The sequence below is a fragment of the Pseudomonas sp. B34(2017) genome (assembly GCF_002112915.1).
GTDB classification, from domain to species: domain Bacteria; phylum Pseudomonadota; class Gammaproteobacteria; order Pseudomonadales; family Pseudomonadaceae; genus Aquipseudomonas; species Aquipseudomonas pharyngis.
On the sequence record NZ_NEJA01000001.1, the window covers coordinates 830946 to 846629 of the forward strand.

Consider the following 15684-nt stretch of genomic DNA (forward strand, 5'->3'; position numbering starts at 1 on the left):
CTGAATATCGTGGCTTCATGCCCCGGAGCCGGTTGTGCCGACGCCAGAAATGCATTCGGCGCTGTGGTCAACAGCGCCGTGTTTGTTTACTTGATCAGGCCGACCCGCGAGAAGTTCGGCAGGTGGCTGAGTTTCGGTTCCGGCCAGCTCATCCAGACCGCGAAGGCTTTGCCGACGATGTTCTGGTCGGGAACCATGCCCAGCAGATCCTTGGGAATGTTCGGATCATCCCAGTAGCGACTGTCGTTCGAATTGTCGCGGTTGTCGCCCATCATGAAGTAGTGACCGGCCGGCACGGTCCAGCTATGGTCCGGCGTGGCGCGGTAGCGGCTCATTTCCTTGCGGATCAGGTGCTCGGCGGCGCCGAGTTTTTCCTTGTAGAGTTCCGCGCTGCCCAACGTACCCGGCTCGGAGCCGACCAGTTGCTCGGCAATCGACTCGCCGTTGACGAACAGGCGCTTGTCGGCGGTGTACCGCACGGTATCGCCCGGCAGGCCGACCACGCGCTTGATGTAATTGACGTTCGGGTCGCTCGGGTAGCGGAACACCATCACATCGCCGCGCTGTGGGTCACCGACTTCGATGATCTTCTTGTCGATCACCGGCAAACGGATCCCGTAGGAAAACTTGTTCACCAGAATGAAGTCGCCGACGTCCAGGGTCGGTTTCATCGAGCCGGACGGAATCTGGAACGGCTCCACCAGGAACGAACGCAGCACCAGCACGATGAACAGCACCGGGAAGAACGACTTGCCATATTCGACCAGCAGCGGTTCCTTGTTCAGCTTCTCGACCACCACCACATCAGGCTGGCTGACGCTGCCCTGATAGGAGGCGATGGCGGCACGCCGACGCGGTGCCAGGATCAACAGATCGAGCAACGCCAACAGACCGCAGACGAACACGGCAATGACCAGCAACAGCGGGAAATTTAGTGACATAGGACCTGACTATTCCAACCTGAGCACGGCGAGGAAGGCTTCTTGCGGGATTTCCACGTTGCCGACCTGTTTCATGCGTTTCTTACCGGCCTTCTGCTTCTCAAGCAGTTTTTTCTTACGGCTGACGTCGCCGCCGTAGCACTTGGCCAATACGTTCTTTCTGAGTGCCTTGACGGTTGTCCGGGCGACGATCTGACCGCCAATGGCAGCCTGGATGGCCACGTCGAACATCTGACGAGGAATCAGCTCTTTCATCTTCTCGGTCAACTGGCGACCTTTGAAGTGCGAATTGTCACGGTGCACGATCAACGCCAGAGCGTCGACCTTGTCGCCGTTGATCAGCACGTCCAGTTTCACCAGATTAGCCGATTGGTAACGATCGAAATGGTAGTCCAGCGAAGCATAGCCGCGGCTGGTGGATTTCAGACGATCGAAGAAGTCCAGCACCACTTCGTTCATCGGCAGGTCGTAGGTCACTTGCACCTGATTGCCGAGGAACAACATGTCGACCTGCACACCGCGTTTCTCGATGCACAGAGTGATGACGTTGCCCAGATGCTCCTGCGGCACCAGAATGTTGGCGCGCACGATCGGCTCGCGCATGTCTTCGATCGACGAGACGTCCGGCAGCTTCGACGGGTTGTCGACGTAAATCGTTTCACCGGTTTTCAGCACCAGTTCGAAGATTACCGTCGGCGCCGTGGTGATCAGGTCCAGGTCGTACTCGCGCTCCAAGCGCTCCTGGATGATTTCCATGTGCAGCATGCCGAGGAAGCCGCAACGGAAGCCGAAGCCCAGCGCGTCGGAGCTTTCCGGCGTGTATTGCAGCGACGAGTCGTTCAGGGTCAGTTTCTGCAGCGCTTCGCGGAAGTCCTCGAAGTCGTCGGAACTGACCGGGAACAGACCGGCGTAAACCTGCGGCTGGATGCGTTTGAAACCTGGCAGCACCGGAACGTCCGGGGTGGAGCTCAGGGTCAGGGTGTCACCGACCGGCGCACCGTGAATGTCCTTGATGCTGGCGATGATGAAGCCCACTTCGCCGGCCTTCAGGTCAGCGGTGGCGGTGTGTTTCGGGTTGAACACACCCACGCTGTCGACCAGATGCACCTTGCCGGTGGACTTGACGAGAATCTTGTCGCCCTTCTTCACGCGGCCATGACGCACGCGCACCAGGGAGACAACGCCCAGGTAGTTGTCGAACCAGGAGTCGATGATCAACGCTTGCAGCGGATCTTCGATGTTGCCGGTCGGCGCAGGAATGGTGGCGACCAGACGCTCGAGCACTTCGTCGACACCCAGGCCGGTCTTGGCGCTGCAGGTGACGGCGTCGGTGGCGTCGATGCCGATGATCTTCTCGATCTCGTCCTTGACGCGTTCGGGCTCGGCCTGTGGCAGGTCGATCTTGTTCAGGACCGGCATGACCTCGAGGCCCTGCTCGATGGCGGTGTAGCAGTTGGCCACGGACTGGGCTTCCACGCCCTGCCCCGCATCGACCACCAGCAGCGCACCTTCACAGGCCGCCAGGGAACGGCTGACTTCGTAGGTGAAGTCGACGTGGCCCGGGGTGTCAATGAAGTTCAGCTGATAGGTGACGCCGTCTTTGGCCTTGTAATAGAGGGTAACGCTGTGGGCCTTGATGGTGATCCCGCGTTCGCGCTCCAGATCCATGGAATCCAGTACCTGGGCTTCCATTTCACGCTCGGCCAGGCCACCGCACATCTGGATGAAACGGTCAGCCAGCGTCGACTTGCCATGGTCAATGTGGGCGATGATGGAGAAATTGCGGATATGACTCAAATCACTCACGGATCAACACTCAAAAAGGCTGCAGGCTTGGCCCGCCGAAAAATAGCCGGGAATTGTACCTGATACACGGCGCAAGCGTCACGTTCGCCTGTCACCCGGATTGCATGCAAAAACGCCCCGGTCTGGCGACCGAGGCGTTTTCAAGGCTAAAGCGTGGGTGAAACCTTGTTCATCAACCGGCTCGGCGCAACAGCCAGACACCTGCCAGCGCACACACGCCAGCCGGCACCAGCACCGCGAACAGCGGCGAGAAGCCGAACACCAGACTGGACGGGCCCAGCAGATCCTGAACGATGCGGAAGGTGAAGCCCACCAGCACACCGGTGAACACCCGCTGACCGAGGGTCACCGAACGCAGCGGACCGAAGATGAAGGAGATTGCCATCAGCACCAGCGCGGCGGTCACCAGCGGCTGCAACACCTTGACCCAAAATGCCAGCCAGTAACGACCGTTGCTCAAGCCCTGATCAGCCAAATAGTGGATGTAACCCCACAGACCGGTAATCGAAAGCGATTCCGGCGCCATCACCACGGTGCTCAGCAGTTGCGGGCTCAGGGAAACGTCCCAGCGCTCGACCGGCGTATTGACCACTTCGGTGCTGCGCTCGTGGAATTTGGTGGTGGTCACGTCGGTGAGCTGCCAGTGATCGGTGTCGAACTCGGCGCGCTTGGCGAAGCTCGAGCTGAGCAGATGACGCTCCTTGTCGAAGTGATAGCGGGTCACGCCGTACAGACGACCGTTGGGTTGCACGGAGTTGATGTGAATGAATTCGTCACCCTGGCGGTGCCACATGCCGTGCTTGGCGCTTTGCGCGTCGCCGCTACCTTGCGCCAGCGAACGGTTGGCCTGGGCCATGCTTTCGGTGGCCGGCGCCACGTATTCGCCGATCAGCACACCGGCCAGCATCAGCACCAGCATCGGCTTCATCACCGCCCAGACGATACGCCCGATGGACACACCGGCGGCGCGCATGACGGTCAGCTCGCTGCTGCTCGCCAGACTGCCGAGACCGATCAGGCAGCCGATCAGCGCCGCCATCGGCAGCATGTCGTAGAGCCGACGCGGCGCGGTCAGGAGCACGAAGCTCAGAACGTCGACCAGGGTGTAGGTGTCACTGACGTCGCCCATCTCGTCGATGAAGGCGAACAAGGTGGCCAGGCCGAGAATGATCGCCAGCACTGCGATGATCGCCATGAACACGCTGCTGCCGATATAGCGGTCGAGTTTAACCACGGGCCACCTCCAGCGCTGCGCTGCGACGGCTGGCCAGCTTCAGGCGCAAAGGCTCCCAGTACAGCAGACCGAGACCGATGACCAGGAAGATCGCATGCACCCACCACAAGCCGAGCGCCGGTGGAATCTTGCCTTTCTCGAGGGCGCCGCGGGCGGCAATCAGGATGGTCAGGTAAGCCATATAAAGAAGAATCGCCGGCAGCAGCTTGAGGAAACGCCCCTGACGCGGGTTGACCCGCGACAGCGGCACCGCCATCAGGGTCACGATGAACACCAGCAACGGCAGCGACAGACGCCATTGCAGTTCGGTTTTCGAGCGAATGTCGTCGCTGCCCAGCAGGGACGAAGTCGGCATGGCGTCACGGTCGGTGACTTCCTCGCTGACATCCGGCTTGGGCAGCAGTACGCCGTAGGTTTCGTAGTGGATGGCGCGGTAGTTGGCCTGACCCGGGCTGCCGTCGTAGCGGTAGCCATTGTCGAGGATCAAGTAGCGGTTGCCGTCGGGACGCACTTCCTGACGACCTTTCTCCGCCACCAGCACGGAAATCCCGCGATCTTTCTGGTTGGCGCCGAGGTTCTTCTGCGAAATGAACACGCTGCCAAGGTTGACCCGATCGTCGCTCAGGGTTTCGGTGTAGGTCACCCGCGTACCGTCGCGCAGGGCCTGGAAGCGGCCTGGCTCGAGGGTGTCGAATTCGGTCAGGGCGTCCTGCTTGTTCAGCAGCAGCTGGAACTGGTTGGCGCCTTGCGGGGCCAGGCTCAGGCTCAGCCACGCAACCACCAGTGCCACCAGGGTGGCCGGGAACAGGGTCATGCGAAACAGCCGTTGCTGACTCATGCCGGTGGCCGAGAGCACGGTCATTTCGCTTTCCAGATACAGCCGGCCGTAGGCCAGCAGAATCCCGAGGAACAACCCCAGCGGCAGGATCAATTGCATGAAGCCCGGCAGACGGTAGCCCATGATCAGGAACAGCGATCCCGGATCGAGCTGGCCCGCGGCGGCCTGGGCAAGGTATTTGATGAAGCGACCGCTCATGATGATGACCAGCAGCACGGCACTTACCGCACTCAGGGTCAACAGGACTTCGCGGGACAGATAACGGAAGACGATCAAACCAGACACTCCAGGGTTGTCAGGCTAAGGCGGCCAAACAAGCAAACGTATCGACGGGCCCGCAAGGCAGAGCCGTCAAAAAAGATGCGGCATTATCCTGTGATTGAGGGCGCCTGTCACTGCGCACACTCACGCAAGCATGCAATCCGTTGAAGATCGTACAACCGAGGGTTGTCAGGCGCGGTGAGCGAGGTTCAAACTGCCGCCTCTGTCGCAGGCACTGGCCTGCGCCTCTTCTCTCTATAAGCAGGCGACGGCGGACACGTCGAACGCCTGCGTGTTGACCATTCATTCAGGGATCCGGACATGGAACTGGTTGTAAAAAGCGTTAGCCCAGAAACGTTGAAAACCGCCACCCTGGTGGTTGCCGTCGGCGAAGGCCGCAAACTCGGCGTTGCCGCCAAACAGGTCGACGAACTGAGCGGCGGCGCCATCAGCGCCGTGCTCAAGCGTGGCGACCTGGCCGGCAAGGTCGGCCAGAGCCTGTTGCTGCACAGCCTGCCGAACCTGAAAGCCGAACGCGTGCTGCTGGTCGGCGTGGGCAAGGATGAAGAACTGGGCGACCGTCCGTTCCGCAAGATCGTCGCCGGCATCCTCAACACGCTTAAAGGCCTGGGTGGCAGCGACGCCGTGCTGGCGCTCGATGAAATCATCATCAAGAACCGCGACAGCTACGGCAAGACCCGTCTGCTGGCCGAAACCCTGGTCGATGGCGAATACACCTTCGACCAGTTCAAGAGCCAGAAAGCCGAACCGCGCGCCCTGAAAAAAATCACCCTGCTGACCATCAAGGCCGCTCAGGCCGAAGTGCAACGCGCCGTGAACCACGCCACCGCGATCGCCAACGGCATGGCGTTCACCCGTAACCTGGGCAACCTGCCGCCGAACATCTGCCACCCGACTTTCCTGGGCGAACAGGCCAAAAACCTCGGTAAAGAGTTCAAGGATCTGAAAGTCGAAGTCCTCGACGAGAAGAAGATCAAATCCCTGGGCATGGGTTCGTTCTACGCCGTCGGCCAGGGCAGCGCCCAGCCGCCGCGCCTGATCGTCATGCAATACAACGGCGGCAAGAAATCCGAGAAGCCGTACGCACTGGTCGGTAAAGGCATCACTTTCGATACTGGCGGTATCAGCCTGAAACCGGGCGCCGGCATGGACGAGATGAAGTACGACATGGGTGGTGCCGCCAGCGTGTTCGGTACCCTTCGCGCCGTGCTGGAACTGAAACTGCCGATCAACCTGGTGTGCATCCTGGCTTGCGCCGAGAACATGCCGAGCGGCACCGCTTCGCGCCCGGGCGACATCGTCACCACCATGAGCGGCCAGACCGTGGAAATCCTCAACACCGACGCCGAAGGCCGTCTGGTGCTGTGCGATGCACTGACCTACTCCGAGCGCTTCAAGCCGCAAGCGGTGATCGACATCGCCACCCTGACCGGTGCCTGCGTCGTTGCTCTGGGCGCCCATACGTCGGGCCTGCTGGGCAACAACGACGAGCTGATCGAGCAATTGCTGAGCGCCGGCAAGGCTGCCGACGACCGCGCCTGGCAACTGCCGCTGTTCGATGAGTACCAGGAGCAACTGGACAGCCCGTTCGCCGACATCGCCAACATCGGCGGTCCGAAAGCCGGCACCATCACCGCCGCCTGCTTCCTGTCGCGCTTCACCAAGAACCTGAACTGGGCGCACCTGGATATCGCGGGCACCGCGTGGACCAGTGGCGGCAAGGACAAGGGCGCCACTGGCCGTCCGGTTCCCCTGCTGACCCAGTACCTGCTGGACCGCGCCAAAGCCTGAAACCGATGACTGCGAGCGGCGCCTCTCTTGAGGGGCGCCGCTTGCAGCTCAGGAACCGCAATGACCAAAGTCGACTTTTATATCCTGCCCAGCGCCGATCCTTCGGCTCGCCTGGATTTTGCCTGCAAGCTCACCGATAAAGCCTGGCGCATGGGCCATCGCATCTATCTGCATTGCAGCGATGCCGCCCAGCGTGATGATCTCGATGCGCGACTGTGGGCATTCAAGGGCGAAACCTTCGTGCCTCATGGCCCGGCCGACAGCGAACCGGAAGGACTGATCGTGCTGGGACTGGGCGATGACTGCGGCCAGCACACAGACTTACTGGTCAACCTTGACCTGAAAGTCCCGGTTTTCGCCAATAAATTCGCCCGCGTTGCCGAGGTGGTGGTGGAAGATCCGGCGATCCGCACTGCGGCGCGGGAGAGTTTCCGTTTCTACCGCGAACAGGGCTATCCTCTGCAAGACCACCGTTTACAGCGACTCTGAGTACGCCGATGGACACTCCAAAACCGCTGCAAAAACCCGCGCACCTGCTGGACGACCTCGAGTCGATCCGCCAGTTGCTCGGCGATGACAACCTGCAACCGCCGCTTTTGACCGACACGGTCGATGATGGCGAACAGGAACAGATTCCGATGTTGTTCGATTCGGTCGACAACACACCGCAAGCCGTCGAAGCTGCACCCGCGCCAACGCCTGCTCCGCAATCTGCCGCTGCGCCTGTGGAGAAAGGCCCCGACGCTATCCTGCACCTGGACAGCGAACTGCGCGCCGCTGCGCAACTGATCATGCAGGACGTGATCGACGACTTCGCTCCGCACATCGAAACCGAAATCAAACGTCGCCTCGAGGCGCGGATGGAACGGCTTCTCGCCGCAGCTTCGAGCGGCAAGCTTTAAGCGGCGAGCAAAAGCCGCATACCTTCTGAAATCCACAGCTGCCTGAGTCCGCAGACAATAGCTTGCGGCTCGCAGCTTGTAGCCTGCCGCTGCCCCCCCAGCTATACTTCCCGGCTTTTCCTGAATAAATGCCAATAGGGTCCCGCCGCGCATGGATAAGACCTACCAGCCGCACGCCATTGAAACTTCCTGGTACAACACCTGGGAGTCCGAGAACTACTTCGCCCCGCAAGGCGCGGGCGACTCCTACACCATCATGATTCCGCCGCCGAACGTCACCGGCAGCCTGCACATGGGTCACGGTTTCAACAACGCGATCATGGACGCCCTGATCCGTTTCCGCCGCATGCAGGGTCGCAACACCCTGTGGCAGCCGGGCACCGACCACGCCGGTATCGCCACGCAGATGCTGGTGGAGCGTCAACTCGAAGCCCAGGGCCAGAATCGCCACGATCTGGGCCGCGAAAAATTCCTCGAGAAAGTCTGGGAATGGAAGGATCAGTCCGGCGGCAACATCAGCCGTCAGATCCGCCGTCTCGGCTCGTCCGTGGACTGGAGCCGCGAGCGCTTCACCATGGACGACGGCCTCTCGGAAGCCGTTAAAGAAGCCTTCGTGCGCCTGCACGAAGACGGTCTGATCTATCGCGGCAAGCGTCTGGTCAACTGGGACACCAAACTGCACACGGCGATTTCCGACCTCGAAGTGGAAAACCACGACGAGAAAGGTTTCCTGTGGAATCTGAAATACCCGCTGGCCGACGGCGCGAAAACCGCTGAAGGCAACGATTTCCTGATCGTCGCGACCACCCGTCCGGAAACCATGCTCGGCGACTCCGCCGTCGCGGTGAACCCGAACGACGAGCGCTACAAAGCCCTGATCGGCAAATTTGTCGAGCTGCCGCTGGTCGGCCGCCGCATTCCGATCATCGCCGACGATTACTGCGATCCTGAATTCGGCACCGGTTGCGTGAAAATCACCCCGGCCCACGATTTCAACGACTACGAAGTCGGCAAGCGCCACAACCTGCCGCTGCTGAACATCTTCGACAAGAACGCCAACGTGCTGCCGGCAGCGCAGGTGTTCAACCTCGACGGCACGCTGAACGACAGCATCGACGGCAAGATCCCGGCCGAATACGCCGGTCTCGAGCGTTTCGAAGCGCGCAAGCAGATCGTTGCCGCGTTCGACGCCGCCGGCCTGCTGGTCAGCGTCGACGACCACAATCTGAAAGTGCCGAAAGGCGACCGCTCCGGCACCGTCATCGAGCCGTGGCTGACCGATCAGTGGTACGTGTCCACCAAGCCGCTGGCCGAGCCTGCGATTGCTGCCGTTGAAGACGGTCGCATCCAGTTCGTGCCGAAGCAGTACGAAAACATGTACTTCTCGTGGATGCGCGACATCCAGGACTGGTGCATCAGCCGTCAGCTGTGGTGGGGCCACCGGATTCCGGCCTGGTACGACGAGTCGGGCAAGGTCTACGTCGGTCGCGACGAAGCCGAAGTGCGCGCCAAGCACAACCTCGGCCCGGACGTTGCGCTGCAACAGGACAACGACGTTCTCGACACCTGGTTCAGTTCGGGCCTGTGGACCTTCTCCACCCTGGGCTGGCCGGAAAAGACCGAGTTCCTGAAGAAATTCCACTCCACCGACGTGCTGGTTACCGGTTTCGACATCATTTTCTTCTGGGTTGCCCGGATGATCATGCTGACGATGCACCTGATCAAGAACGAGGACGGCACGCCGCAGGTTCCGTTCAAGACCGTTTACGTGCACGGTCTGGTGCGTGATGGCCAGGGCCAGAAGATGTCCAAGTCCAAGGGCAACGTCCTGGACCCGCTGGACATCATCGACGGTATCGAGCTCGAAACCCTGGTGCAGAAACGCACTTCCGGTCTGATGCAGCCAAAACTGGCGAAGAAGATCGAGAAGCAGACCCGTGACGAATTCGCCGACGGCATCGCCAGCTACGGCACCGACGCCCTGCGCTTCACCTTCTGCTCGCTGGCGTCCACCGGTCGCGACATCAAGTTCGACATGGGCCGCGTCGAAGGCTATCGCAACTTCTGCAACAAAATCTGGAACGCCGCGCGTTATGTTCTGGACAAGGGCGAAGACTGCGGCCAGAACGGCGAAGCCTACGAGCTGTCGCTGGCGGATCGCTGGATCATCTCGCAACTGCAACGCACCGAAGCCGAAGTGACCCGTCAACTGGATCAGTTCCGTTTCGACCTGGCGGCGCAAGCGCTGTACGAGTTCATCTGGAACCAGTACTGCGACTGGTATCTGGAACTGTCCAAACCCGTGCTGTGGGACGAAAACGCACCGATCGAGCGCCAGCGCGGCACCCGTCGCACACTGGTTCGGGTACTGGAAGTGGCGCTGCGCCTGGCGCATCCGTTCATGCCGTTCATCACTGAAGAAATCTGGCAGCGCATCGCGCCGCTGGCCGGCATTCAGGGCAAGACGATCATGCTGCAACCTTGGCCGGTGGCCAACGAAGAGCGTATCGATCCGGCGGCCGAAGACGACATCGAATGGCTCAAGGGTCTGATGCTCGGCACGCGCAACATCCGTGGCGAAATGAACATCGGCCCGGGCAAGCCACTGCCGATCTACCTGAAGAACGTCAGCGCTGAAGACCAGCGTCGCCTGACCGAAAACGAAGCGCTGCTGAAGAAGCTGGCGCGTCTGGAATCGATCACCGTTCTCGCCGCTGGTGAAGAAGCACCGTTGTCCGCCACTGCGCTGGTCGGCGAGATGGAAGTGCTGGTGCCGATGGCCGGTCTGATCGACAAGGGCGCCGAGCTGGCGCGCCTGGACAAGGAAATCCTGCGTCTGCAGGGCGAAGTCCAGCGGGTCGGCGGCAAGCTGTCCAACGCCGGTTTCGTTGACAAGGCCCCGGCCGAAGTCATCGAGAAGGAGCGCGCCAAACTGGCCGAGGCTGAACAGGCCTTGGGCAAACTGGCCGAGCAGCACGCGCGGATTGCCAGCCTGTAACGGCGTATCGCACTGAAAAGGGAGGCCCGCAACGGCCTCCCTTTTTTGTGCCCGGCACTTTTCCGGCCAACAACACGGCTCCCTGTGGGACAATGGCCGCCACTTTCAGCCCTACCCGAATCGACCACGCCCATGAACGCCCCACGTACACCGAAACCTGCGCGCAAGAAGCCTGACTCCGCCACCCCGGCCAAGCCCGTGGCGCCGCGTAAAGAGGCCAGCCTGCATCCGCGCAATCGCCATCAGGGTCGTTACGACTTCCCGGCGCTGATCAAGACCACGCCGGAACTGGCGAAGTTCGTGATCACCAACCCGTACGGCAAGGAAAGCATCGACTTCGCCAGTCCCGATGCAGTGCGTGTGTTCAACCGGGCGCTGCTCAAGTCGTTCTACGGCATCCAGCATTGGGACATCCCGGCCGATTATCTGTGCCCACCGGTGCCGGGCCGTGCAGACTACATCCACTTCCTGGCTGACCTGCTGGCCAGCAACAACGACGGCGTGGTTCCGCGCGGCGCCATCGTCAACGTGCTGGATATCGGCATGGGCGCCAACTGCGTGTATCCGCTGATCGGCAACAGCGAATATCGCTGGCACTTCCTCGGCTCGGAGATCGATCCGACCGCCGTGGCCGCCGCCAGGGCTATCGTCCAGTCCAACGACCTGAACAAGGTCATCCAGCTGCGCCAGCAGGAGAACCGCAAGCACATCCTCATCGGCCTGCTGGAACCCGGCGAGCGCTTTGACCTGACCATGTGCAACCCGCCGTTCCATGCCTCGATGGAAGAGGCCACCAAGGGCAGCGAGCGTAAATGGCGAGCCCTGGGCAAGGCCGACCCGAAACGCAAACTGCCGGTGCTGAATTTCGGCGGTCAGTCGGCCGAGCTGTGGTGTGAAGGCGGCGAAGCGCGTTTCGTGACGCAACTGATCGCCGAAAGCGCGAACTTTGCGCACAAGGTGTTGTGGTTCAGCACCCTGGTCTCGAAAGCCTCGAACCTGCCTGCCATCGAAACCGCACTGAAGAAGGCCGGCGCGCTGGAAAGCCAGGTGGTGGAGATGTCACAGGGGCAAAAGCAGAGCCGCTTCGTCGCCTGGACCTTCCAGACCAAGTCCGAGCAGCAGATCTGGCGGCGCGAACGCTGGGTGCGCACGTAATACGTTTCAGCTGGGGCGGCGCTAATTCGCAAAGCAGCCGCTGCTACTGCTGAAACACAATCGGCAGGCACAAAAAAACCGTGCCCGGATCACTCCGGTGCACGGTTTTCTTTTATCGCTGCGTCTTACTTGTTCACAGCGTCGGTCAGGCCTTTGGCCACAACCAGCTTGATCACTTTCTTGGCAGGGATTTCGATGGCAGCGCCAGTCGATGGGTTACGGCCAGTGCGGGCAGGACGCTCGGTCACTTTCAGCTTGCCGATACCTGGCAAAGTGATTTCGGCACCGTTTTCCAGCTGATCGGCAACGATTTGGCCCAGTTGGTCCAGAGCGGCACGCGCGGTGGTTTTCGGCGCGTCGATAGCTTCAGCGATGTCGGCGATCAGTTGGTCTTTAGTAAGAGCCATGTAGTGTTCCTTCCCTATCAAATTCATATGGATTGCAGAGTGCAGTGTCAGCCATCGAGCCCGATCTTCTGGATCTGGCACCCTCGGCGATAACCACGACGAGTCGGGGTTATAGATGCCGAAATCAAGGTTTGGTTCGACCTGACAAAAGCTGAATGCATGCTTGTCGCGGTGACTTCGCACAAGACCGGGCAAAACTAGCACAGAGACAAGGAAATATCCGCCTCCAGCTAGCCAAATGGTCAGGTTTATTGCGCTAAATCGGTAAATAAATGCATAAGGGCGGTCGGCTGACCCGGATTTGCCCTTCACCCCGCGCCAAATCCAGTGGTTGCGATACACTGGGCGCTTTTTCGGGGGAGCCCGCCCTCCTCCCTTCCACCAGCCGAGAAGCCTATGCCGATCCGTCATTGCATCGTCCATTTGATCGACAAAAAACCCGACGGCACACCCGCAGTTCTGCACGCCCGTGACTCCGAACTGGCTGAGTCCGCAGCCATCGAGAACATGCTCGCCGATCTCAACGAGAGCTATAACGCCAAACAGGGCAAAGCCTGGGGGCTGTTCCATCCGGAGTCCGGTGCGTTTCCGTTCAGCGGCTGGCTGAAGGAATACATGGAAGGCGGCAAGGACTTCACTGCGTTCAGCAAGGTCGCGGTCGAGCACCTGCAAAAGCTGATGGAAGAATCGAACCTGTCGGTCGGCGGCCACGTGCTGTTCGCCCACTATCAGCAAGGCATGACCGATTACCTGGCCATCGCCCTGCTGCACCACAGCGAAGGCGTGGCGGTGACCGATGAACTGGATGTGACGCCGTCGCGCCACCTCGATCTCGGTCAACTGCACCTGGCAGCGCGGATCAACGTTTCCGAGTGGCAGAACAACAAGCAGTCCAAGCAGTACATCTCGTTCATCAAGGGCAAGAACGGCAAAAAGGTCTCGGAGTACTTCCGCGACTTCATTGGCTGCCAGGAAGGCGTCGACGGCCCCGGAGAGACCCGCACCCTGCTCAAGGCCTTCAGCGACTTCGTCGAGAGCGAAGACCTGCCGGAAGATTCCGCCCGCGAGAAGACCAAGACCCTGGTCGACTACGCCAGCAGCCAGGCCAAGCTCGGCGAGCCAATGGGCCTGGAAGAACTCTCGGAGTTGATCGACGAAGAACGCCCGAAAGCCTTTTACGATCACATCCGCAACAAGGATTACGGCCTGTCGCCGGAGATCCCGGCGGATAAGCGCACCCTCAACCAGTTCCGCCGCTTCACCGGTCGCGCCGAAGGCCTGTCGATCAGCTTCGAAGCGCACCTGCTGGGCTCGAAAATCGAGTACGACGAAGAAGCCGGGACCCTGGTCATCAAAGGTCTGCCGACCTCGCTGACCGATCAGCTCAAGCGCCGCAACTGATGCTCGGCAATGTGCTGAAAAAGGTTCTGCTGGTTCTGCTGGTGGTTGTGGTCTATCAGAACTGGGGCAAGATCGAGCGGGTGTTCAACCCGTCGCAGATGTCGTCCGAGCAGGTTCGCGCCAACGCCCATGTCGTGCTGTACGCCACGGACTGGTGCGGCTACTGCAAGCAGACCAAGCGCTTTCTCGACCAGAAAGGCATTGCGTTCAAGGAATTCGATATCGAGAAGGATACCGAGGCACGCAAGGCGTACGAAGCGCTGGGCGGGCGCGGGATCCCGCTGATCGACGTCAATGGCACGTTGATTCGCGGGTTCGATCCGGACGAGATTCTCGCTGCACTGAAATGAACGAGGGAGCCCAAGAGCTCCCTCATTTGTTTCAGCGTTTCTCGATTCGGAAACCGAAACGCGGGAAGTGCACATGCACCACCCCGCCACGTTCGTCTTCACGGCGCAGGATCAGCTCCTCTCGACCGGCAAACACCAGCTCACCGGCCACCGGATCAACGCCGTAGTCTGTCGCGGCGATCAGCACCTGCTGACCTGCCACGAACCCGTTCGGATCAGTGAATTCCTCGTCCGGCAACGCCGCTGGCTTCGAACTGCGCGCGATCTCCAGTGCTTCCTCCGAGCTCATCTCGCTGGCCGCGCCATGGCCAAAACCGAGCACACGCCCCAGCCACGCCGACACTGCCGGATAAGCATCCACCAAGGGCGCCGTCACGTGCGTGGCCTTGAGAAACCACAGCGGATGGGCCATGGCGAAGTCGGCAATCGAAGGCTCACCGAACAGGAAGTCACCGTCCTCACGCTGCAACTGTTGCTCCAGACGTGCCATGACAGTCGGCCAGTTGTGTTTGGCCTGCTCGGCCGACAGCCTGGTCGCGCTGCCACCACTGAACAGCCCGGCCCGATCGGCGAGGAAGGCCTTGATCGCTTCCGGCGGCAACTTGCCGAAACGCACCGCCACCGATTCCGGCTGGAACACCAGGCTCACCGCATGCTGGAACACCACCGAATCGGCCCAGGCGGCAAAACTGGCGGCGATCATCTCCTGACCTTCCGGGAAGAACGACGGCTGGGCCTTTTCCTGCTCGAGGCGGCGGGCGATCAACGCGGTGTCGCAGTAGATATCGGCGCCGATCTGCAGCACCGGGGTCTTGCGGTAGCCACCGGTCAGGGCAGTCAGGTCCGGCTTCGGCATCACCGGCGAGATGTGCACCGAACGCCAGGACAAGCCCTTGAAACCCAACAGCAGCCGGGCCTTTTCGGCGAATGGAGAGGTCGGGTAATGATGCAGAATCAACTCGGACATGCTCGGCTCCGCCGCACAGAAAGTGAGCCAGCAGCTTAGCGCGCAATTCGTTCGCAGCCTACGGATCCGGCTGATGGGAACTGATCAGTCAGGTTGATAATGGGCGCAAAGGCGAATAGTCTTCAGCCACGCCAGTGTATTCAGTGAGATGCACCAAGCGCGGCCGCAAACCGATGCTTGCCGAAAAAACCGCCCCGCAAAGGCGGTTTTTTTTCGCCTGCCGCTTGCCTGAGGCAGCGCCTTCGACATGCAGGGACTTCTACCGCCTGCCCCCGATCAATCAGGCCGATAAGACGCCACCAGACATTCCTTCGCACTCTTCCTGAGCTTCTTGATCAACCGCTCCTGACGCAACGCATCACCCTTGTCGCGACAACGCTCGGTGTAGACCAGCGCCATCGCCGGGCTTGAGAGAAAGAACCGCGCGCCCTTGCCGCTCTGGTGCTTGGCAAAACGGCGCACGGGATCATCGCTGATCCCGCAGTACAGCGAACCGTTGGCGGCGCGTACGAGGTAGACGAACCAGGCCTTGTTCACTGGAACGTCGGCATCGGGAGGATTTTCGCTGAGGCTGATCACGGGACAATTCAGGCGTAAGGAAAACAGGCGGCG

The 15684-nt window shown here is 60.7% G+C and carries 14 protein-coding genes; 7 read left to right on the forward strand and 7 right to left on the reverse strand.

Annotated features, from left to right (window positions below):
* Positions 1 to 86: 86 nt before the first annotated feature.
* The 4 genes from lepB to lptF all read right to left on the reverse strand — a co-directional run bounded on the left by lepB (position 87) and on the right by lptF (position 5095).
* Positions 87 to 941 (reverse strand): signal peptidase I, encoded by an 855-nt coding sequence (gene lepB, locus CAF80_RS04020; RefSeq protein WP_074691207.1) that lies wholly within the window; start codon positions 939 to 941, stop codon positions 87 to 89.
* 9 nt (positions 942 to 950) lie between these two features.
* Complete coding sequence (lepA, locus tag CAF80_RS04025; protein WP_074691205.1) at positions 951 to 2747, reverse strand: translation elongation factor 4; 1797 nt, start codon at positions 2745 to 2747, stop codon at positions 951 to 953.
* Between the two features lie 172 nt (positions 2748 to 2919).
* A complete protein-coding gene (lptG, locus tag CAF80_RS04030; protein ID WP_074691203.1) occupies positions 2920 to 3981 on the reverse strand; it encodes an LPS export ABC transporter permease LptG in 1062 nt (353 codons plus the stop codon).
* On the reverse strand, positions 3974 to 5095 hold the full coding sequence (lptF, locus tag CAF80_RS04035; RefSeq protein ID WP_039769504.1) for an LPS export ABC transporter permease LptF: 1122 nt from the start codon (positions 5093 to 5095) through the stop codon (positions 3974 to 3976). The genes lptG and lptF overlap by 8 nt, the downstream gene beginning before the upstream one ends.
* Positions 5096 to 5401: 306 nt before the next feature.
* Here lptF and CAF80_RS04040 point away from each other — a divergent pair, with 306 nt between their 5' ends.
* The 5 genes from CAF80_RS04040 (at position 5402) to rlmF (ending at position 11947) form a co-directional block, all read left to right on the forward strand.
* The gene (locus tag CAF80_RS04040) at positions 5402 to 6892 is read left to right on the forward strand and encodes a leucyl aminopeptidase (protein WP_039769503.1); all 1491 of its coding nucleotides are present in this window, start codon (positions 5402 to 5404) and stop codon (positions 6890 to 6892) included.
* Positions 6893 to 6952: 60 nt separating this feature from the next.
* Positions 6953 to 7381: a DNA polymerase III subunit chi gene (locus CAF80_RS04045; RefSeq protein WP_074691201.1), complete on the forward strand. Its 429-nt coding sequence runs from the start codon at positions 6953 to 6955 to the stop codon at positions 7379 to 7381.
* Between the two features lie 8 nt (positions 7382 to 7389).
* Positions 7390 to 7794, forward strand: coding sequence for a hypothetical protein (locus tag CAF80_RS04050; protein WP_039769501.1), 405 nt, complete (start codon positions 7390 to 7392; stop codon positions 7792 to 7794).
* A gap of 151 nt (positions 7795 to 7945) precedes the next feature.
* On the forward strand, positions 7946 to 10792 hold the full coding sequence (locus CAF80_RS04055) for a valine--tRNA ligase (protein WP_039769500.1): 2847 nt from the start codon (positions 7946 to 7948) through the stop codon (positions 10790 to 10792).
* A 132-nt stretch (positions 10793 to 10924) separates the two neighbouring features.
* Positions 10925 to 11947 (forward strand): 23S rRNA (adenine(1618)-N(6))-methyltransferase RlmF, encoded by a 1023-nt coding sequence (gene rlmF / locus CAF80_RS04060; protein WP_074691199.1) that lies wholly within the window; start codon positions 10925 to 10927, stop codon positions 11945 to 11947.
* Between the two features lie 125 nt (positions 11948 to 12072).
* Here rlmF and CAF80_RS04065 read toward each other — a convergent pair whose 3' ends face one another.
* The gene (locus tag CAF80_RS04065) at positions 12073 to 12354 is read right to left on the reverse strand and encodes an HU family DNA-binding protein (protein ID WP_007957357.1); all 282 of its coding nucleotides are present in this window, start codon (positions 12352 to 12354) and stop codon (positions 12073 to 12075) included.
* 396 nt (positions 12355 to 12750) lie between these two features.
* Here CAF80_RS04065 and yejK point away from each other — a divergent pair, with 396 nt between their 5' ends.
* Together yejK and CAF80_RS04075 are read left to right on the forward strand one after the other, a co-directional pair.
* A complete protein-coding gene (gene yejK, locus CAF80_RS04070; RefSeq protein WP_039769496.1) occupies positions 12751 to 13755 on the forward strand; it encodes a nucleoid-associated protein YejK in 1005 nt (334 codons plus the stop codon).
* Entirely contained in the window at positions 13755 to 14105 is a 351-nt protein-coding gene (locus tag CAF80_RS04075; RefSeq protein ID WP_039769495.1) for a glutaredoxin family protein, read from the forward strand. The genes yejK and CAF80_RS04075 overlap by 1 nt, the downstream gene beginning before the upstream one ends.
* A 31-nt stretch (positions 14106 to 14136) precedes the next feature.
* Here CAF80_RS04075 and CAF80_RS04080 read toward each other — a convergent pair whose 3' ends face one another.
* Both CAF80_RS04080 and CAF80_RS04085 read right to left on the reverse strand, forming a co-directional pair.
* Complete coding sequence (locus CAF80_RS04080) at positions 14137 to 15072, reverse strand: glutathione S-transferase family protein (RefSeq protein ID WP_039769493.1); 936 nt, start codon at positions 15070 to 15072, stop codon at positions 14137 to 14139.
* 276 nt (positions 15073 to 15348) lie between these two features.
* Positions 15349 to 15651, reverse strand: a complete 303-nt coding sequence (locus CAF80_RS04085) for a GIY-YIG nuclease family protein (RefSeq protein ID WP_039769491.1) — start codon at positions 15649 to 15651, stop codon at positions 15349 to 15351.
* Positions 15652 to 15684: the final 33 nt, after the last annotated feature.

Coding starts and splice junctions, on each gene's coding strand:
- lepB (WP_074691207.1), bottom strand. CDS start 941: ATGTCACTAAATTTCCCGCTGTTGCTGGTCATTGCCGTGTTCGTCTGC.
- CAF80_RS04040 (WP_039769503.1), top strand. CDS start 5,402: ATGGAACTGGTTGTAAAAAGCGTTAGCCCAGAAACGTTGAAAACCGCC.
- CAF80_RS04045 (WP_074691201.1), top strand. CDS start 6,953: ATGACCAAAGTCGACTTTTATATCCTGCCCAGCGCCGATCCTTCGGCT.
- CAF80_RS04050 (WP_039769501.1), top strand. CDS start 7,390: ATGGACACTCCAAAACCGCTGCAAAAACCCGCGCACCTGCTGGACGAC.
- CAF80_RS04055 (WP_039769500.1), top strand. CDS start 7,946: ATGGATAAGACCTACCAGCCGCACGCCATTGAAACTTCCTGGTACAAC.
- rlmF (WP_074691199.1), top strand. CDS start 10,925: ATGAACGCCCCACGTACACCGAAACCTGCGCGCAAGAAGCCTGACTCC.
- CAF80_RS04065 (WP_007957357.1), bottom strand. CDS start 12,354: ATGGCTCTTACTAAAGACCAACTGATCGCCGACATCGCTGAAGCTATC.
- yejK (WP_039769496.1), top strand. CDS start 12,751: ATGCCGATCCGTCATTGCATCGTCCATTTGATCGACAAAAAACCCGAC.
- CAF80_RS04075 (WP_039769495.1), top strand. CDS start 13,755: ATGCTCGGCAATGTGCTGAAAAAGGTTCTGCTGGTTCTGCTGGTGGTT.
- CAF80_RS04080 (WP_039769493.1), bottom strand. CDS start 15,072: ATGTCCGAGTTGATTCTGCATCATTACCCGACCTCTCCATTCGCCGAA.